The sequence below is a fragment of the Halomonas sp. IOP_14 genome (assembly GCF_021021315.1).
Classification (GTDB): Bacteria; Pseudomonadota; Gammaproteobacteria; order Pseudomonadales; family Halomonadaceae; genus Vreelandella; species Vreelandella titanicae.
Map to the genome: position 1 here is coordinate 1 of NZ_JAINWD010000005.1, position 19,750 is coordinate 19,750.

11 protein-coding genes and 1 tRNA gene are annotated in these 19,750 nt (G+C 56.3%); 8 read left to right on the forward strand and 4 right to left on the reverse strand.

Features of this window, described 5'->3' with window-relative positions:
* Window positions 1-255: 255 nt before the first annotated feature.
* The 4 genes from K7H09_RS24590 to K7H09_RS05800 all read right to left on the reverse strand — a co-directional run bounded on the left by K7H09_RS24590 (window position 256) and on the right by K7H09_RS05800 (window position 3,807).
* Window positions 256-471, reverse strand: a complete 216-nt coding sequence (locus K7H09_RS24590) for an Arm DNA-binding domain-containing protein (RefSeq protein WP_022524090.1) — start codon at window positions 469-471, stop codon at window positions 256-258.
* Window positions 472-593: 122 nt separating this feature from the next.
* Window positions 594-670 (reverse strand) — tRNA-Arg (locus K7H09_RS05790).
* 77 nt (window positions 671-747) lie between these two features.
* Window positions 748-1,695, reverse strand: coding sequence for an AEC family transporter (locus K7H09_RS05795; protein WP_174788128.1), 948 nt, complete (start codon window positions 1,693-1,695; stop codon window positions 748-750).
* A 144-nt stretch (window positions 1,696-1,839) separates the two neighbouring features.
* On the reverse strand, window positions 1,840-3,807 hold the full coding sequence (locus tag K7H09_RS05800) for a sensor domain-containing diguanylate cyclase (protein WP_138800573.1): 1,968 nt from the start codon (window positions 3,805-3,807) through the stop codon (window positions 1,840-1,842).
* A 327-nt stretch (window positions 3,808-4,134) separates the two neighbouring features.
* Here K7H09_RS05800 and K7H09_RS05805 point away from each other — a divergent pair, with 327 nt between their 5' ends.
* From K7H09_RS05805 to K7H09_RS05840, 8 genes are all read left to right on the forward strand, one after another.
* Window positions 4,135-6,141, forward strand: a complete 2,007-nt coding sequence (locus tag K7H09_RS05805) for a capsular polysaccharide biosynthesis protein (RefSeq protein WP_230804085.1) — start codon at window positions 4,135-4,137, stop codon at window positions 6,139-6,141.
* Window position 6,142: 1 nt separating this feature from the next.
* On the forward strand, window positions 6,143-7,384 hold the full coding sequence (locus K7H09_RS05810; protein ID WP_230804087.1) for a capsule biosynthesis protein: 1,242 nt from the start codon (window positions 6,143-6,145) through the stop codon (window positions 7,382-7,384).
* Window positions 7,381-8,214: an SDR family NAD(P)-dependent oxidoreductase gene (locus tag K7H09_RS05815; protein WP_230804088.1), complete on the forward strand. Its 834-nt coding sequence runs from the start codon at window positions 7,381-7,383 to the stop codon at window positions 8,212-8,214. Before K7H09_RS05810 ends, K7H09_RS05815 begins: the two co-directional genes overlap by 4 nt.
* Window positions 8,207-9,817, forward strand: a complete 1,611-nt coding sequence (locus tag K7H09_RS05820; protein ID WP_230804089.1) for an LTA synthase family protein — start codon at window positions 8,207-8,209, stop codon at window positions 9,815-9,817. Before K7H09_RS05815 ends, K7H09_RS05820 begins: the two co-directional genes overlap by 8 nt.
* Entirely contained in the window at window positions 9,814-17,256 is a 7,443-nt protein-coding gene (locus K7H09_RS05825; protein WP_230804090.1) for a type I polyketide synthase, read from the forward strand. The genes K7H09_RS05820 and K7H09_RS05825 overlap by 4 nt, the downstream gene beginning before the upstream one ends.
* Window positions 17,253-18,575 carry an aminotransferase class I/II-fold pyridoxal phosphate-dependent enzyme gene (locus tag K7H09_RS05830; RefSeq protein ID WP_159176536.1) on the forward strand — a complete coding sequence of 441 codons (1,323 nt, stop codon included), beginning with the start codon at window positions 17,253-17,255 and terminating at the stop codon, window positions 18,573-18,575. Before K7H09_RS05825 ends, K7H09_RS05830 begins: the two co-directional genes overlap by 4 nt.
* Window positions 18,576-18,610: 35 nt before the next feature.
* A complete protein-coding gene (gene rfaH / locus K7H09_RS05835) occupies window positions 18,611-19,132 on the forward strand; it encodes a transcription/translation regulatory transformer protein RfaH (protein WP_089692020.1) in 522 nt (173 codons plus the stop codon).
* A gap of 71 nt (window positions 19,133-19,203) precedes the next feature.
* A complete protein-coding gene (locus K7H09_RS05840; RefSeq protein ID WP_039860446.1) occupies window positions 19,204-19,713 on the forward strand; it encodes an REP-associated tyrosine transposase in 510 nt (169 codons plus the stop codon).
* Window positions 19,714-19,750: the final 37 nt, after the last annotated feature.

A 19,750-nucleotide genomic window follows, 5' to 3' on the forward strand; every position in this document is an offset into this window, starting at 1 on the left:
TTATGAGGCTGTAGCTATACTGACGTGTAACTGCGCAAACCTACGGAACTAGCTGAATTTTTAAGCTTCTAGAGACAGTAGACTTTTTATTTATCAAGCATTACGCCCGGCGAATCCGCTGAAAGCACCAATAGAGGACTGCATCAAAAATAACGGAATATTGCTGCTTACGTTTATCATCCTGCTTCTGCTCGACAGGGACGATACCTTGGGATGCTATCTTATCTGCCCGCTTCTCTCGCGCTTGAGCAAGGCTCACCTCGGGATAAAAATACCCTGGCTGATCATGTTGCGCTTGCCATTGGGACGTGTGTAGCGCAAACGCCATCCACGACTGCCATTGGTTGAGATCCTAAGTTCTAATCCCATGCCATCTGAGAGGGTAATAATTTTCGTGCCGGGCTTAGTTGCGTTTATTTGTCGGATAGTTAGCACCATGGAGGTATACCGAGTATTTCCGAATGAAGGCATATACCGGAATGTATACCGTTTAGCAGCGGGATTTGGAAGGAATGGAGAGGAGCTAAAAACCTTGTATTTCAGAGTATTGTACTCTTTTTTTGGCCTTCTCAGGACTTCTCAAGATAGCCCGCTGGCGTCCCTGGCAGGAGTCGAACCTGCGACCTGCCGCTTAGGAGGCGGCTGCTCTATCCTACTGAGCTACAGGGACTAACGTCGTCCAAACTTGCGGGCGCGTAGTATAACGCGTCAGCTTAGGCAGGGCCAACCGAGTTGCGCTATTCAACTCTATATCCAGCCGAGTAAACGCAGCGCGAAGACACCCAGCGTAACGGTAACGCTCGCCATTAGGGTGGTAATGGCGATGATATTGGCGGCCAGAGCCACATTGCCGCCTATTGCTTTGACCATTACAAAACTTGCGGCAGCGGTGGGGCTGGCAAAGAACAGAAACAGTAAGCCCAGTTGTTCGCCGGAAAAGCCCACCAACCAGGCCGCCACGGTGGAGAGCACCGGTAGTGTTACCATCTTCATCAAGCTAGCGCCAAGTGCCACTTGGCTGCTGTCACGCATGCTCGACACGGAGAGCGTCGCACCAATACAAATCAGCGCCAACGGTAGTGTTAACGAGGCAAAATAGTTTCCTGAGGTAATCACCCAACTGGGCAGTGGGATCGACAGCGCGGTAAAGGGTAATGCTGCAAATACGGAAATAATGAGTGGGTTTTTCGCTACATGTTTGAGCAGGCTGCGCCAATCGGTGGATTGACCAGGTTGGTAAAATGCCAGCACGATGACCGAAAGCGCGTTATACATCACGATGACCACGCCCAGCAAAAGACTGCCCGCTGACAAGCCATAGTTACCGTACATGCCCGCCGCTAGCGCCAAACCCACTATCCCACAATTGCCGCGAAACGCGCCTTGAACGTAAATACCACGATCCTGAGGTGCTACACGGTAGCGCGCCCAGCCCCAACTGAATAAAAACTGTCCCAGCGTTGCCACAGCAAAAAACAGCATCAGCGAAACGTCCAGCGCAACGCTTAGGTCAGCTTTAATCAAACTAAGGAAGATCAGCGTGGGGAGTGTTGCTTTGAATACCAGCGCAGAAGCGGTCGAGACGAAGGCACTATCAATCCATTTCAAGCGCTTAAGGCCCAGGCCTACAAACACCATCGCAAAGACAGGCAGCGTGACATCCAGCGTGCGGGCAAACAGTTCAAGTAGGTTCACAACAGTATCTCAGTCAGCCTTGATTTTAAAAACTGGCTTCTAACGACAAGTTCAGCATCTGCTTATACTCTACTGCTGGACATGTTTTGTCGACTGCTAAGCACGCCAAGCCACTGCACAGGCTTAGAGTGCTTATATGAGAAACTATTTGGGCGAATCGAAAAGCGCCATTACGTCATCGTTATTGTGAGGCATATTGACAACTACCCCATCGCGTCCCATCCCTTTGGCTTTGTAACTACCGGCATCGGCCCGTGCCAGAACGTCAGACACATTAGAATCCTCTTCATCAAAGGTGGTAACGCCAATACTGAGTGTAACCATGTACTCTTTGCCTTCATGGGTAACAGAGATTTCCCCTACCGACTGACGCAGGGATTCAGCGATTCTCCTTGCCTGAGCCAAGGTGCAGCTGGGGAGCAGCACACCAAACTCATCTCCCCCTTGGCGCGCCACATGGTCGCTACGGCGGACTTCCCAGGCAACCACCTGAGCAATGCGGCGCAACATCTCATCGCCTAGAGCATGGCCACCTTCATCATTGATGGGTTTGAAGTGATCCAAATCAAACAACAAAAGAGCTGAAGGCGTGCTGGTTTTTTGGAAATCGGCAAAGGCTTCTTCTAGGCGGCGCTCAAAGCCCCTACGATTCAACAGGCCGGTTAACGGGTCATGTTCAGCTTCCCAGCGCTGAATGGCTTCCTGCTCCCTACGCTCGGTAATATCTTTAACTACACCCACTAAACCAAGGGTATGGCCATCTTGAGAAAGCGTGACTACCCGCGCATGTATATCTAGCCAAAGAAGTTCGTTATCACTGCGCAAAAAACGCAATTGGCGGACAAAATCACTACCGGTGCGCAGGCTATGTAGCCACATGTCTTTAGCCCCATCACGATCAGACATGTGGATCTGCTTAAGCCAAGATTCCATAGGCGAACCTGGAAGAATACCCAGCATATCGAGTAGCGCAGGGTTCATGTAAGTAATGTCACCTTTCATATTAGCGACAAACATACCCTGCGGCGCGGCATTCAGTACCGAGTCAAGAAACGCCTCGCGCTCTTGAAGATTGCCTAACAACAGCTGCCGTTCATCTTCCACTCGGTTAAAGGTGCTCGCCACCTGCTGTAGCTCTTGCATCTTGGTAGCCAAACTGACGCTCTCACGGTGCCCTAAACCCACCTCGCCAATCTGTTTCTCCAAATGCCTCAACGGTGTAAGCACTCGTCCCAACATCCACCACAGCAAAGGGAACATAAGTAAAACAAGCACAACCCATGTCCACCAAAGCTGCTTGATAAAATCTGCTAGGGGAAGTTGTGCTTGGGAAATAGGCACGTAAAGGCCAACGATCCAACCAGCAGGCCAAATCTGCGCATAAGATTGCAGCCCCATTTCCCCGCTCACAAGCCGACCTACAGCATCACCTTCCCAACCATCCAGCGCCAAATCCAGCCATGGGTTCAATGCCTTACTGGGTACAGAAGCATTAATTAATGAATTTTCAGGATGGTATAAGACTTTACCCGAGGCAGTAGCAACACCTGCATAGCCTTTTTCACCCAAGCGAACTTTAGCTAAACGGCTAAATATCCCTCCTGAATCCAAGCTAAGGACACCTCCAATAAAACCGTCAAACTCGCCTTGCTTGGTAAATCGTGGCACGCCCACTAGCACCATCGGCATACCGCTCGCACGACCGACAAAGGGCTCGCTAACATAGGGTCGGCGAATACCACGAAGCATATGAAAATACTCAAGCTCAGAGGTGTCGAGCCCTACGCGACCAACGATTGCAGGCCAATCAGCAATAACCTCACCATCACTGTTAGCAACCACAATCCCCTCAAACAAAGCTAGTAGGCTATCGTTCTGCTGCAGTTGATAGCTGATCCAGCTCGCATCCTCTGTGGTGCCAATCATTTCGCTTAAGCGTTCTAATGCTTGGAAGCGCATCTCAATTTGTTGGGTCACCTCATCAGCAAGTAGAGTGGCTTCATAGCGCAAGTGCGACATATTAGTCTCTTGCACCATAGTCTTTCCGACTTGCCACGCCATACCCAGCACCAACGCGATCAGCAACAGCAAAGTAAAGGAGAGCCCCAGCAAAAGGCGCCCCTTCAAGGAACTGAAAGAAAATAGATTCTTTAGCAGACAGGCAAAGCGCACCGACTATCCTTTTTATGCATACTTTACTTTAATTCCAGATCCTAGAGAACGGTATTAAGGGCACATAGAGTAAGCGAATCTACCAAAAAAGTGACAACCATGCGCGTTGAATAAATCAAACTTAAGGTAATTTTTTTTATCATGCAAATAGTTGCTATGCATCGAAAAAATAGTGAGTACTCACAACGCCTGAATTGATAACCCCCTCCAATTAACGTATGTTCGCCCGCCTACCCCTAATCCTGTTACCTCAAAGCGGCCTCATGTATGGCGAAACGAACGGCAGGTTACACGTCCCCAGGTATTCGCAAGCTGGCTACCTTGCCTGCGCTACTGCCCGAATTTGACCAATTCGTCCGAATAAGCTCCCTTAAAAAGATGCCCGAGGCAGTGATTGGATGGGGATTAAAACCCACCAGCGTAAGCGCTAGGCAGTATGCCCAACGCCATCAACTGATCTATATCGCATTAGAAGATGGCTTTTTACGCTCGTTAGGGCTAGGCGTAAATGGCTTTCAGCCGCACAGTTTGGTAGTCGATGAGACCGGCATTTATTACGACGCCTCACGCCCTTCTGATTTGGAAAACTGGCTCAACACAACCAGTTTCAACAATGAAGAGTTAGAGCAGGCTGAACGATGCATGGCATTGATCGCTCGCTATCGGCTCTCCAAATATAACCACTCCCCCGATCAGCCGATTAACGATGCCAGCCGGGCGAGTGTATTAGTGGTCGACCAAACCGCTGGGGATGCTTCAATTCACTATGGGGGCGCTAGCGCTAGTAGCTTCAACCAGATGCTTGAGGCGGCATTAGCAGAGCACCCCGACGCCGAGATATTAGTCAAGATCCATCCTGACGTTATCGCGGGTAAAAAACAGGGCCACCTACTTAACGCCGCAGACCACCCGCGCTGCAGGGTCATCGGTGAAGACCTCAACCCCTGGGCGCTATTTGACCAGATTGACCACGTTTACGTCGTGACCAGCCAGCTCGGCTTTGAAGCACTGCTGGCCGGAAAGCAGGTGCACTGCTTTGGTATTCCGTTTTATGCAGGTTGGGGGCTTACCCATGATCAACTGCCCTGCCACCGCCGTCGTGTAAAGCGCACCTTAGTTGAGGTCTTTGCCGCCGCCTATTTACGCTATTGCCGCTACGCTAACCCTTACACTCAGCAGCCTGCCACGCTGGAAGAGACCATTGCCTTGATCGCCGATCAAAGGCGCCAGCAGGAGCGCTATCGGGGAAGCTGGCGAGCATGCGGGTTCTCTACTTGGAAGCGTCGCTTTATTGGCGACTTTCTAGGCGCCTTCGCACGCGTGAACTATCAAGCGAAGCTTCCCGAGAGCGAGCAGCCCGATGAACGGCTGCTGGTATGGTCAAGCCGTATTGATGCAGACTTTAAATGCCAGCACGCCCAACACATGGAGAAGCTATGGCGCATGGAAGATGGGTTCATTCGTTCAGTGGGGCTGGGAGTCGATCTTACTCAGCCGTTGTCGCTGGTGATTGATTCACAGGGTATCTACTACGACCCCAGCCAACCCAGTGATTTAGAGACGCTGCTCAATAGCGCCCCCTTTAGCGACGACCTGCTGCAACGTGCGCTGCAGTTACGTAAGCGATTAGTGGCGCTCAAACTCTCCAAGTACAACGTACGTGGAAAGTCGGGGATCGAACTGCCCAAAGGGCGTTACACCATACTGGTGCCTGGCCAAGTAGAGAGCGACGCCTCGATTGCCACCGGCTCGCCACACATTAACACCAATAGCGGGCTGTTAAGGGCAGTGCGGGAAGCACATCCAGATGCCTTTATTGTCTATAAAGCCCATCCCGATGTATTGAGCGGTGCGCGTGTCGGAGCACTCGATACCGATGCCAAACGCCTGTATGATCTAGACGCCAGCGATATCGACATCGCAACCCTTTTAGAGCGCGTCGATGCAGTGCATACGATGAGCTCTTTAACCGGCTTTGAAGCACTTTTGCGCAAACGAGAAGTCAGCACCTACGGCCTACCGTTTTATGCTGGCTGGGGCTTAACTCAGGATGCGCTTAGCTGCCCACGCCGTACGCGTTCACTCTCGCTGGATGCCTTGGTCGCCGGCACCCTGATTCTCTATCCCGGCTATGTAGACCCAACGACTCGCCAGCTATGCAATGCTGAAACCGTCGTCAGCCTGTTGGAACAGGCAAGAGCACACAAAAACACCCTTACATGGAAACAGCATCTCTACCGCTGTTATCGTAATTTGTTGATCGGAAGGCATTGAGTTGAAGCATCAGAAGCGTGCATTCTTATTTTTGCAGGGCGTTTGCTCACCTTTTTACCAGCGCTTAGCCAAGCGCCTGGTGAACGATGGGCACCGTGTCGTTAAGGTCAACTTCAATGCGGGCGATATCGCCTACTGGCAGCGCACCCACGGCCAAAGCCATCTGTTTCGTGGCCCTACCGCTGAACTACCTGGCTATATCAAGTCACTCTGGCAGCGGTACGCGATCACCGACCAAGTAGTATTTGGTGATCGTCGCCCGATTCATCGCCCAGCAGTGGATAACGCCGCCGCGGCCGGTATACGCACCCACGTATTTGAAGAGGGCTACTTTCGCCCGTTCTGGATCACACTGGAGCGCGAAGGCGTTAACGGCCACTCGCTACTGCCCCGTGACCCAAGTTGGTTTTATGAAACCGGCAAAGCACTGCCCGAACTACCCGCCCCTGTGCGTTTTCGCTCCTCGTTTAAAATTCGCGCCATGCACGATGTGGGTTACCACTTGGCCGGGCTAGCCAATCCGCTGGTTGCGCCGCACTACCGCAATCACGCGCCGATCACCGCGCCGGTCGAGTACGCGGGCTACCTGAAGCGCTTTGCTCAGTTAAAAGCCGCTTGGAAAAAACGCGATGCCGAACGCATCAAAGCGTTGATCGAAAGTGGCCGCCCCTACTTTATGCTGCCGCTGCAGCTAAATAGCGATGCGCAAATTCGCGATCACTCTCCCTACGCCAATATGCAGGAAGTGATGGACGATGTGATGGCTTCGTTCGCCAAGCACGCGCCCAGCGATTCTCAGCTGTGTATTAAGAACCATCCTTTGGATATGGGCTTGGTCAATTACCCCAAGATCATCAAGCAGCTTGCCGAACGCCATGGTCTGCAAGGGCGCATCGTCTATCTAGAGTCTGGGGATCTCAACGCCCTGCTCAAACACGCCAAGGGCAATGTCACCGTTAACAGCACCGTGGGCATCGTTTCACTGGAGAAGAACTGCCCCACCTACGCGCTTAGCGACCCGATCTATAATCTGGATGGGCTAACCTATCAAGGTGGCTTAGCGGATTTTTGGCAGCAGCCGCAGCCGCCTAACAGCGAGCTATTTGGTTATTTTCAAAAGACCGTGATGCATGCCGTTCAAGTTAACGGTGGCTACTACTGCCAGCCCGGTATCGATTTAGCCGTGGATAACGCCGCCCGCATACTCGAAGCCTGCCCATCGCCGTTGGAGAAGCTTCTGTGAACGTTGTTGTGAAAGAAGCTGCAAAAGAGGCTGAGAGCCCATCTCTACACTCACGCTGCGTGCTGATCACTGGCGCCACCGGCGCGATTGGGGGCGCCTTGGCAAACGCCTATGCCGATCCCAGCACCCACCTAGTATTGCACGGACGCCAGCAGGAGAAGCTAGAGGCGCTTGCCACCACTTGCCGCCAAAAAGGTGCCCAGGTCACTCTCTCAACCATCAATCTAACCGATGACCACGCCCTGAAAAGCTGGCTAGCCGAAGTCTGCGCCCAACAGGTACCGGACATTTTGATTGCCAATGCGGGCAAAAACACCCACCCCCAAGGGCCTGATATCTTAGAGCCCTGGGCAGACGTGCAGGCGCTGTTGGATATCAACCTGAAAACCCCCATCGCCATGGTGCAACACCTAGTGCCAGCCATGCAGACCCGCGGCAGCGGTCAATTGGTGCTGATCAGCTCGCTTGCCGCATGGCACGGTTTACCGACCACCCCCAGCTATAGCGCCAGCAAAGCAGGCATCAAAGCCTATGGCGAAGGGCTGCGCGGGCTACTCGCGCCTCACGGTATCGGCGTCACAGTGGTCATGCCCGGCTATGTTACCTCACCGATGTGCGAGGCCATGCCCGGCCCCAAACCCTGGGAGTGGCCGCCCGAGCGCGCGGCCAAGGTCATTAAACGCGGTATCGCCGCAAACCGTGCGCGCATCAGCTTCCCCTTCCCACTTAATTTTGGCACCTGGTGGCTGGCGGTACTGCCCGCAGGGGTTTCGCAATGGTTGATCGAGCGACTGGGCTTCAACCACTCAGGAGACACACCCCATGATTAGCGCGCTGATATGGCCGCTACTCGTGGGGCTATTGATCAGTGGTCTGTTTGAAGCCCTGCTTAGCCCTCGGCCGCGCCCATTTTGGCAGCGTGGAGCAGCGGCCAATAGTGTCCACCTTGGCTCATGGCTTCTACTTTTCGGGCTGCTGGTATTGTTACTCCAGCGCCCCTGGTTTGCGGTGATGGTGTGTCTCTCGCTGCAACTAGTCGTAGTACAGTCGAGCAACGCCAAATCGCATACGCTCAACGAGCCGTTTATCTGCCATGACTTTGAATACTTCTGGGACGCTATCCTGCACCCGCGCCTTTACGTGCCCTTTTTCGGCGTAGGTTTGGCGATTGCCGCCAGCAGCGCCGCCGTAGTGGCAATTGGTGGATTCTTTTACTGGGAAGGGTCGCTGGTCACTAGCGAGGGCGCCAACCGCTTTCTAACCAATGCGCTGGGATTAATAGCCTTGGGCTCGCTGCTGCTTGCTGTTAGTGTCCGCAGGCTGCCCGCCATCGTCTTACAGCCCATAGACGACATGCACCGTTTAGGGCTTTTCGCTAGCCTATGGTCCTACGGCGTGGCGCTAATGCGCGCTCCCGTTCCGACGCCAGAGCAATCGCCCTTCCACGCTTTAACACCGGTAGCGAGCGCGCATCAGGGCAAACAGCCACTGCCCAACGTGGTGCTGGTGCAGAGTGAATCGTTTTTCGACCCTCGGCCCTGGTGTGAAGAGGTCGATGCCAGCCTGCTTCACCATTTCGACATCACTCGCGCAAACGCCACCCTGCATGGCGCATTAAACGTGCCCGCCTGGGGTGCCAATACAGTGCGTACCGAGTGCGCGGTATTAACGGGCATTGCACCCGACCACTGGGGCATTCGCCAGTTCAACCCTTACCGCACGCTTGCCCGCCATCCAATGCCCAGTTTAGCGAGCGCGCTAAAAGCGGCAGGCTATCGCACGGTTTGTGTGCATCCGTACCTGGCGAGCTTCTATTTTCGTCACAAGGTGATCCCCCAATTAGGCTTTGACCACTTTATAGATATCAATGCCTTCCAGAGCAGCGACAAAAACGGTCAATACGTTAGTGACCAGGCAGTGGCACGAAAAATTGGACGGCTGCTTGAAGATGACGATAATAGACCGCTATTTGTATTTGTTATCACCATGGAAAATCACGGCCCGCTACATTTAGAAGCACCGAACCAAGCAACGTTAGCCGATACGCTGCCCGGCGCTCCTTGGCCGTTACCCGATCATCTGCGTGACTTAGCGGTCTATTTGCAGCATTTGAGTGAATCCGACAAGATGTTGGTAAGCGTTAAAAATTCGCTGAATACTGCAAAGCGACCGGGCCTGCTAGGCTGGTATGGGGATCATGTTCCCATTCTTCCTGAGGCGTATGCACACTTCACGCCGCCTGATGGCCGCACTCCCTACATGGTATGGTCAACAGAGAGTTGGGTAACAGCAGGGGTAGGGGCAGCAAACGCTTACGAGCCATTTGAGCTAGCCGCAAACGAACTTGGTGTCCAGTTATTCAAACAGGTGTTTGGACACGATATAAGTAGCGATGTGATCAAGGTAGAACCAGAACCTCAGGAGCAAGAATGACTAAACGCGTTGCCATCATCGGCGCCGCCCATCGTTTCCCCGGCACCACCCCTGAAACGTTCTGGCAGGATCTGCAAGCCGAAAAAGATTTAGTGACTGAAGTGGCCGCTGACCGCTGGAGCCACGACGTTTTTATGCACCCGGATAAGCGCCACCCGGGTACCAGCGTGACCTTTGCCGCCGGTAGCCTGGGCGATATCAGCGGGTTTGACGCTGAGTTTTTTGGTATTTCGCCTCGTGAAGCGGCCAATATGGATCCTCAGCAGCGCATGCTTCTAGAGCTCGCCTGGGAAGCCATGGAAGATGCCAGCATTCTGCCCAGCTCCCTGCGCGGCAGCCAGTGCGGGGTATTTTTGGGCGTGGCCAGCCTCGACTACTCTTATCGCATCGCGGACGATATGGCAGCGATTGATGCCTCCACCGCTACTGGCAACACCTCCAGCATCGCCTCGAATCGATTGTCTTACGTGTTTGACCTGCACGGCCCCAGCATGTCGCTGGATACTGCCTGCTCGTCCTCCATGGTGGCCTTTCACCAGGCCTGCCAATCGATTCGCAGTGGCGAAACCAGTATGGCGCTGGCGGGCGGCATCAGCCTGCACCTGCACCCCTATGGCTTTATCATCTTCTCTAAAGCCAGCATGCTTTCACCCACTGGCCGCTGTCAGGTATTCGATGAAGCGGGTAACGGCTATGTGCGCTCGGAAGGCGGTGGCATTTTCCTGCTTAAGGATTACGACCAAGCGGTAGCCGACGGCGACAATATTATTGCCGTAGTAGCAGGCTCCGCGGTGAACACAGACGGTCACAAATCTGGCCTAACGGTGCCTAACCCAAGCGCCCAAATTGATCTAATGAAGCGCGCCTATGAACAGGCGGGCATCTCGCCGGATGAAATCGACTACCTGGAAGCCCACGGCACCGGCACCGCCGTTGGCGACCCGATTGAAACCCGTGCGATTGGTGAAGCACTCGGCCAGCAGCGCAAAACGCCGCTGCTGATTGGCTCGGTAAAGAGCAACCTGGGCCACCTGGAAACCGCTTCCGGCGTAGCGGGTCTGGCCAAGGCGCTCTACAGCATTCAGCACCGCGAAGTCCCGGCCACGATTGGCATCCGCAAACTCAATCCGCGCATTAAGTTTGATGAGTGGAACATCTCAGTGGTCACCAAAGGCCAGCCGCTGAAAAAACAAGGCCGTCTGGTTATCGGCGTGAACTCCTTTGGGTTTGGCGGGGCCAACGCCCACGTTATTTTGGAAAGCCCGCCTGAACGGGTCAAACCTGAAACGCAGGCGCCAGACTCACCGCTACCGATTCACCTTAGCGCCCGCAGTGAAGCCGCGCTCAGCCAAAGCGCCGAAACGCTCGCCAACTACCTGCGCGAGAACGACTTACGCGAAAGTAGCGACATCAGCCTGTATGACATCGCTTATACGCTGTTCCACCACCGTGACCGGCATAGCCATGGCGCACTGCTGTTTGCACAAACGGCTGAAGAAGCCGCCACGCAACTCAGCGAGTTTGCCGCGGGTGAAACCAACAGCGTTACCACACTCGAGCGCTTGCCCGACGCAGTAGGCCCAGTGTTTGTTTATGATGGCAACGGCTGCCAGTGGGAAACCATGGGGCACGATCTGCTCAGCGATTCGCCGGTTTTCGCCGCGGCGATTGATCGAGTCGACGCACTCTTTCAGCAGCACGGGGATTTCTCGTTACGCGCCGAACTGGAAGGCCGCAATGGGGAGAACCGTTTCCCGCTAACTGAAATCGCCCAGCCAGCGCTGTTTGCACTGCAGGTGGCATTAACTGAGTGGCTGCACGACCAAGGCATTACGCCCACGGCAGTATTCGGTCACAGCGTAGGTGAAGTGGCCGCCGCCTGGGCCTGCGGTGCGTTGAGTCTGGAAGATGCGGTCAAAGTGATTTACTACCGCAGCGACTACCAGGGTAAAACCCGTGGCCTTGGCGAAATGACCGCGGTGGCCATGAGCGCTGACGACATCGCCGCGTGGCTAGAAAAGCCCGAGTTCAATCAGGTATGCCTGGCAGGTATTAACAGCCCGAAAGGCATTACGCTGGCGGGAGATAGCCAACAGCTAAGCGCTTTGGAAGCCGCCCTAGGCGAGCAGGATGTTTTTGCCAAACGCCTGCCCCTGGACTACGCCTTCCACAGCCCCGCGATGGACAGCATCCAAGCTGGGGTCATTGACGCGCTGGCCGATATTACCCCGAGTGCCACGCAGATTCCCTACTACTCCACCGTTACCGGTAAGCTGAGTGACGGGCTTGAGCTGGATGCCACCTACTGGTGGAAAAACATTCGTGAGCCGGTGCTGTTTGAAGCCGTCGCTATCGCGCTGATCGAACAAGGCACTAACGTCTTTGTAGAGATTGGCGCCCACCCCATTCTACGCCGCTACCTCAATGAGTCACTGCGCCAACTGGAGCGACCAGGGTTGGTATTCGGCACCATTGAGCGCCACAAGCCCGGCCTTGAAGGTTTGCAACGTAGCCTAAGCCAACTACTGCTGAGTGGTCTTAACCTGACTAGCCGACACTTCCCGGTGGTCGGTCAGCGTGTGCCGCTACCGCGCTATGCCTGGCAGCGCAGCCACCATTGGGTACACGGCACCAATGACGGCCAAGGCCTGCTGTCACGCTATTATCAGCACCCACTGCTGGGCTACCCGTTAGCGCAGCACGAACACACCTGGGAGAGCCAGCTCGACACCCAACGCCAGCCCTGGTTGGCCGACCATGTGGTGGGCGAAGGCGCGGTGTTCCCCGGTGCCGGTTTTGTGGAACTGACGCTGGCGGCGGCGCTGCAGCTAAAAGACAGCCCGTTGCTGGATATCGAAGAGTTGGAAATCCGTGCCCCGCTGCTGCTGGACGGCCCCTATGGCCGCACCATGCGGCTTAGCTACCTACCGGAAGATGGCCGCCTGGAGATCCACTCCCGCGAACCTGCCACCGGGGTAGAGTGGCAGTTGAATGCCGTGGCCCGCACCATGCGTGAAAGCCGTGGTTTCCTGCTCAACCGCACAGCGCCGGTGATGCCTACTCGTGCCCCGGACTACACGCTGGAAGATCACCTGCAGATGGCTGAGCGTATTGGCCTTCACTATGGCCCTGCCTTTCAGGCTATCTCCAGGGGCTGGATTGACGGCGATGCAGTGATTGGTGAAATAGCCCTGTCGGATGAAGTCCAGGCGCAGCTCAGCACATTGCACGTGCACCCCGGCATTCTGGATAGCGCCTTCCAGATGTTTATCCCACTGCTCGCGCAACATAGTGAGTTTGCCACCCAGCTCGCCTTTGTGCCGGTTCGCGTGGAACGTATTCAAGTGAATGCCCAGGCAGGCGTGCCGGTTATCGCCCGCGCCGTGATGGGTAAGCGCGCACCGCACTCCTTTACCGCCGATTTCGAGCTGTATGACGCCGCCGGTAACGCCGTTGCAGTACTGAGCAAAACCCGCTTCAAAGCGATTCGACTCAACCGCGCCCATCATCAGCACTTCAGCTATTTGGATGTTGAACTGACGCCGGCGCCGCTACACGCAGAACCGCTGGCACTACCTGCCGATGCGCTTGCTCGCCTTGCAGATATTGCCAATGTTTACGGCGAAAGCACCGGCCAGCGTTACGGCAACGAAGTCGCCCCTCTGCTCGATAGCCTTAGCGAAGCCTTTGCTCAGCAGGGTCTCGGCGTCGATAGCGAAGAAGCACAGCACTCGCCGGACGTTATCTGGCAACTGCTGGTGCAAGACTACCCCGACTACTTTGCGCCCATTCACCTGGTGGGCCGATTAGGGCTTCACCAACAGGCGCTGCGTAGCGGCACAAGTGACCTGGAAACCCTGGGCATTAGCCACGACCACTTGGCGCGATTAAACCGTGTGTTAGTGGGCGAAAGCGGCTGGCAAGCGTTGGCAGGCGAGTTAGCCGAGTTAATAGATGCGCTAATCGCAGAGCTCCCCGCCGGGCAGCGTTTGCAACTGCTCGAAGCAGGCCCCAGCGCGCCAGCGTTGGGCGAACGCCTACTGGAACGCAGCGCTCAAGCGCTGTATCACGACCTTACCCATTACCGCGTGATCACCACCCTCGACAGCACGCGCCATCAGGCAGAACAGCTGCAAGAGCGTTTCCCGCTGATGGATATGCAGCACCTTGGCCAAAACGAGGTTGCTGCGCTAACCGCCCCCATCGGTGTTGAAAAGGCTCAATTGGCGTTTGTAAGCGTGGATATCACCCACCCGGCCGCCACGCGTCAGTTAATCGAAGCATTACCTGAGCAACTCGCCCCTGGCGCCCAGGTCATGCTGATTGGTATCGCCCCAAGTCGCTGGCTGGATGATCTGCTGGCCACGCCCGGCATCGATCAAACCGCCTTGGAGCAAGATACGCTCATTAGCTGGCTAAACGACCAGGGCTTTGTGGTCTCCGCGCCGATGGCGCTGGAAGAGAGCGACAGCGGCGCCTACCTGCTCCACGCCCACTACCCGTTAGCAGCGGCAGACAACGAGTCCAATACGGCCCAACGGCGTCACTTGGTGGTCGCCGACCACAACAGTGAAGCGCTGGCGGCCAATCTGGTCGAGGCACTGCAATCGCAAGGCGCTTCCGCGCTGCTCAGCGTTAGTCAGAGTGCACCTGCTGAGCTGCTGGCTCATGCACTGTCTCAACCTGCATTGGCTCAACCTGAAATGGCCCAAGCCGCACCTGATAATCAGGGCGAGCTAACCCTCAATGTGATTGACCTGCGTGGTTTGGGCGCGAATAGCACTGAAGCGCAAACCGCCCGCTGTAATCACGCTTTGCAGTGGACGCTAGCCTTAGAGCAGCACTCGTTTGCTGCCTCTTTGTGGTTGGTGACCAACGGGGTAAGCGCTCTATGGCAGACAACGTCACCCGCCAGCGCGACAGACGCCCCTGGCGATGCCGTGCTGTGGGGTTTTGGCCGCTCGCTAGCCAACGAAGCCGTCGGCCATAGCGTCTATCTACTGGATATACCTGCAGCGGTCAGCGAGCCTGCGTTACACGCCTGGGCCACCCTACTGACTCAACCAGATAGCGAAAACGAAGCGCTGATCGATAACCAGGGCCATCGCTTTGCGACGAGGCTGCGCACCCTGCCCGCGCCGCACCCAGCTGCGGAAGGGCAAACTAATGAGCAGACTAAGCAGCCGCATCAGGCGATGTCACTGGGCTTTGCCATGCCCGGCCAGCTGCGCCAATTAACCTGGCGCCCGCGCCCGTTGCCACAAGTCAGTGCCGACGAGGTGGAAATTAGTGTTAAGGCCACCGGGCTTAACTTCCGCGATGTGATGTACACCCTGGGTTTGCTCTCCGATGAAGCGATAGAGAACGGCTTCGCCGGCCCCACCCTCGGCCTTGAGTTTTCAGGCGTGGTCAAGGCCGTGGGCAGCAACGTCACCCACGTGGCGCCGGGGCAAGCCGTGGTCGGCTTCGGCCCTGCCAGCTTTAGCGACAAGGTCATTGCCAACCAGCACGCCGTTGCAGCACTGCCGGAAGGCATTAGCTTTGCCGCCGCGGCGACGATTCCGACGACCTTCTTCACGGTCTACTACGCGCTCAAGCATCTGGCGCGAGTCGAACCTGGCGAAAAAATCCTGATTCACGGCGCCGCGGGCGGCGTGGGCATTGCAGCGCTGCAAATCGCCCAGTGGCTGGGAGCGGAAATTTACGCCACGGTGGGCTCCGAAGAGAAGCGCGACTTCCTGCGTCTGATGGGCATCGAGCGACTCTATGACTCGCGCTCACTCACCTTCGCCGAAGAAATCCTGGAAGACACCCAGGGCGAAGGCGTGGATGTGGTGCTAAACTCCCTGGCCGGGGAAGCGATCAACCAGAACCTGCGCGCCCTGCGCCCGTTCGGCCGCTTCCTGGAGCTGGGCAAACGCGATTTCTACGAAAACACTCATATTGGCCTGCGCCCGTTCCGCAATAACCTCAGCTACTTCGGTATCGACTCCGACCAGCTAATGAAGGTGCAGCCTGCGCTGACACAACGCCTGTTTGGCGAGATGATGGCGCTATTTAACGACGGTACCTTAAGCCCGCTGCCGTTTACCTCGTTTAGCCACACCCAGGTAATCGACGCCTTCCGCTACATGCAGCAGGCGCGCCAGATCGGCAAAGTGGTAGTGACCTATGAACAACCCATAGCGCCACCCAAGAACGAGGTGTTGGGCACGGCAGCGATGCAGCTTTCCGCAGATGCCAGCTACCTGGTCACCGGCGGCCTGGGTGGCTTTGGGTTAAGAACTGCTCAGTGGCTGGTAGAGAAAGGCGCGCGGCAGTTGATCCTACTCAGCCGCAGCGGCCCCACCAGTGAAGAGGCTCAGGCAGCCATTGCGTCGTTTGAACAGCAAGGCGTTACGGTACTCGCCGCCGCCTGCGATATTACCGACCGCACTGCGCTGGCCGATGTGCTGGAGCGCGCCAAGGGTGAACTAGCACCGCTGCGGGGCATTGTGCACGCCGCCACGGTGATCGACGACGGTTTGATTCGCAACCTGGATGCCGAGCGCATTCAGAAAGTGTTAGCGCCCAAAATCGATGGCGCCCGCCACCTGGACGCACTCACCCGCGAGGCGGAACTGGAGTTCTTCGTGCTCTACTCATCGGCCACCACCCTGTTCGGCAACCCCGGCCAGGCCAACTACGTGGCCGCCAACCACTGGCTGGAGGCGTTCGCCGCCAATCGCCGTGCCGCGGGTTTACCAGCCACCTGCGTACGCTGGGGCGCCATTGAGGATGTCGGCTTCCTGGCTCGTAACACCCGCACCCGTGATGCGCTACAAGAGCGCCTGGGCGGCTCCGCCTTGCGCTCCGATGATGCACTAAAAGTGCTCGAACAAATGTTGCTGGCCCCTGGACCAAGCCTAGGTGTGCTGGAACTAGAGTGGGGTGCGCTTGCTCGCTTCCTACCCACTGCCGAAGCGCCGCGTTTTAACGAAATTGCCCGCGCCAGCGACGACGACGGCAGCGCGGATGCAGATGATGACATCAGCGCCCTGCTCGCCGACCTCTCACCCGAGGAGCTGCACAGCACGGTCACCGATCTACTGCGCGCCGAGCTGGCCAGCATTCTGCTGATTGATGAAGAGAAGCTCGATATTCACCGCTCGGTCTACGATATGGGCTTCGACTCCCTGATGGGCGTTGAGCTAATGACCGCTATCGAGAACCGCTTGGGCGTTCAGGTGTCAGTGATGGTGCTCAGTGAAGCATCGACACTCGACAAACTGGCGGGCGTGCTGATTCAGAAAATGCATCAGCACGACGATGTTGAAGACGCTCCGCAAGATGCGATAGCCTCACTGGCCGCACAACATGGCACTGAAGATTTAGGCCCTGAAGGGTTCACCACTGAGCCTACGTCCGCTTCCTCATCACCCGCGACTGAGACTCCATGACCGCCAAGCGCTCTGAACTGAAACAGCAATTGTTGGAACAAGCACGCCGGCGTACTACGCCGCGTGCTGCCAGCGCCACGCCCTCTTCCAATGGGCAAGGCGGAGAACAACGCACGGTGCCCGAGCGCTTCACGCGCTTTGATGCCCAGCCGGGCTATCAGCAAATCGCCATGATGCGCCAGGCCGCCGATCAGCTGGGCCTGGTCGACCCATTCTTCAAGGTCCACGAAGGCACCGCCGGGGCGACCAGCGTGATCAATGGGCAGACCTGCATCAACTTTGCCAGCTACAACTACCTCGGCTTCTCAGGCGACCCGCGCATTAATCAAGCCGCCTGCGATGCCGTGGCGCGTTACGGCACCTCGGTTTCCGCCAGCCGCGTGGTCTCCGGCGAACGGCCTATCCACCAAGAGCTGGAGCAGGCCCTGGCCACTGCCTACGACGTTGAAGATGCAGTGGTATTTGTGAGCGGTCACGCCACCAATGTCTCCACGCTGGGACACCTGCTGGGCCCTAAAGATTTAGTGCTCCACGACGAGTATATCCATAACAGCTCGTTGGTTGGCGCGCAGCTTTCCGGCGCCAAGCGCATGTCGTTTAGCCATAACGACACCGGCGCGCTGGAAGCACTGCTGGCCCGGCATCGGCATCAGTTTGAACGCGTGCTGGTGGTAATCGAAGGGCTCTACAGCATGGATGGCGACATCCCTGAGCTGCCGCGTTTTATCGAACTGAAGCAACGCTATCAAGCCTGGCTGATGGTCGATGAAGCCCACTCCTTTGGGGTCATGGGCGACACCGGCCTGGGGCTGCGCGAGTATTTCGATATCGACCCGCGCGACGTGGATATCTGGATGGGCACCATGAGCAAAACCATGGCAGGCTGCGGCGGCTATATCGCAGGCAGCAAGCCGCTGGTGGAAACACTACGCTACCTGGCCCCCGGCTTTCTCTACAGCGTGGGCATGCCCGCCCAAGTCGCCGCCCCCTCGCTAGCCGCGCTGCAGCTGATGCAGCAAGAACCCGAACGGGTTCAGCGCCTGCATGCTGTTTCGCGCTACTTTCTTGAACAGGCCACTGCCCGCGGCTTGGATACCGGCAAAAGCATCGGTGCCGCGGTCGTACCGGTGATTATTGGCAGCTCCGCGGCGGCTGCCCGGCTTTCTAACGCATTGTTAGAACAGCACATCAACGTACAGCCGATTCTGCACCCAGCGGTACCCGAAAAAAGCGCACGGCTGCGCTTCTTTCTCTCCTGTGAGCATACCCAGGCGCACATTGACCAAACGCTTGATGCACTCACCGCGCTGCTGCCATAATTTTGTAACGCTTTTCCAGACGCAAGGATGATGGCATGGATGTTTACAATGACCAGGAGGGCGCAGCAACGCCCGCCTGGTACGTTATTCAGTGCAAAGGGGGCGAATCATTTCGCGCTGCCGAACACCTCGCCAACCAAGGTTATGAGGTATTTCACCCTGTCCTGAAGAGCCAACGCAAGCGCCAGGGAAAGCTCACCACGGTGACCGAGCCGCTCTTCCCCTACTACCTGTTTATCTGTTTGGATCAGTTGGTCAGCAACTGGCGTCCGATTCGCTCTACTCGCGGGGTGCTACGCCTGCTGACCTTCGGTGACAGGCCCGTCGCCGTGCCCTCACAGCTTGTCGAGACCCTACGCGCTCAGCCGCACAGCAAGGAAGGGATTCACACCTACTTCAGCGCTGGCGAGAAAGTCACCATCACCGACGGCCCCTTCAAAGACCTGGAAGCCATCTTCACCCGCCTTAAAGGCGAAGAGCGCGCCATCGTCCTGCTCAACGTGCTCAACCGGCCACAGCACCTTGAAGTACCACTCGCTACTTTAAGCAAGTCGTAGCTCCCCACACAGCCAATAACAATGCGCTACAATGGGCCTTCATAACCCAATTATTTTGCATGGAGGCACGGGTGGCAACCTATCGACGCGCGCATGTTCCTGGCGGCTGCTACTTTTTTACAGTCGTCACCTACGCACGACAACCCCTGTTGGCGGATCGTCTCAATATTGAAGCCCTTGGTCGTGCCTTCCGCACAGTTCGAGAAGAGCGCCCCTTCGTAATGGATGCGTTCGTACTTCTCCCCGACCACCTCCACTGCCTCTGGAGACTGCCTGAAGGCGACGCGGACTACTCCTCACGCTGGCGGGATATCAAAAAATACGCCTCACAGGAATTCTTCTTCCCGCCCGGTACCCATAACGCCTGGCAGCGCGGCTTCTGGGAACACGTCATTCGTGATGAAAACGACTGGCAACGCCATATGGATTACATCCATTACAACCCCGTCAAACACGGCTGGTCTAGAGCGCCCCGCGACTGGGAATGGTCAAGCTTTCAACAATGCGTACAAAAAGGCTGGTACACCCCCGACTGGGGCACCCAACAAGCTCCCGATGTCGCCGAAATGGATTGGGAGTGATGGCGAAAACTCCGGCACCGCTTCGCGCTGCTTCCGC

What these genes read in the sequence shown, in the direction of transcription:
- K7H09_RS24590 (WP_022524090.1), bottom strand. Translation starts at nt 471, where the DNA reads ATGCCTTCATTCGGAAATACTCGGTATACCTCCATGGTGCTAACTATC.
- K7H09_RS05805 (WP_230804085.1), top strand. Translation starts at nt 4,135, where the DNA reads ATGGCGAAACGAACGGCAGGTTACACGTCCCCAGGTATTCGCAAGCTG.
- K7H09_RS05820 (WP_230804089.1), top strand. Translation starts at nt 8,207, where the DNA reads ATGATTAGCGCGCTGATATGGCCGCTACTCGTGGGGCTATTGATCAGT.
- K7H09_RS05825 (WP_230804090.1), top strand. Translation starts at nt 9,814, where the DNA reads ATGACTAAACGCGTTGCCATCATCGGCGCCGCCCATCGTTTCCCCGGC.
- K7H09_RS05830 (WP_159176536.1), top strand. Translation starts at nt 17,253, where the DNA reads ATGACCGCCAAGCGCTCTGAACTGAAACAGCAATTGTTGGAACAAGCA.
- rfaH (WP_089692020.1), top strand. Translation starts at nt 18,611, where the DNA reads ATGGATGTTTACAATGACCAGGAGGGCGCAGCAACGCCCGCCTGGTAC.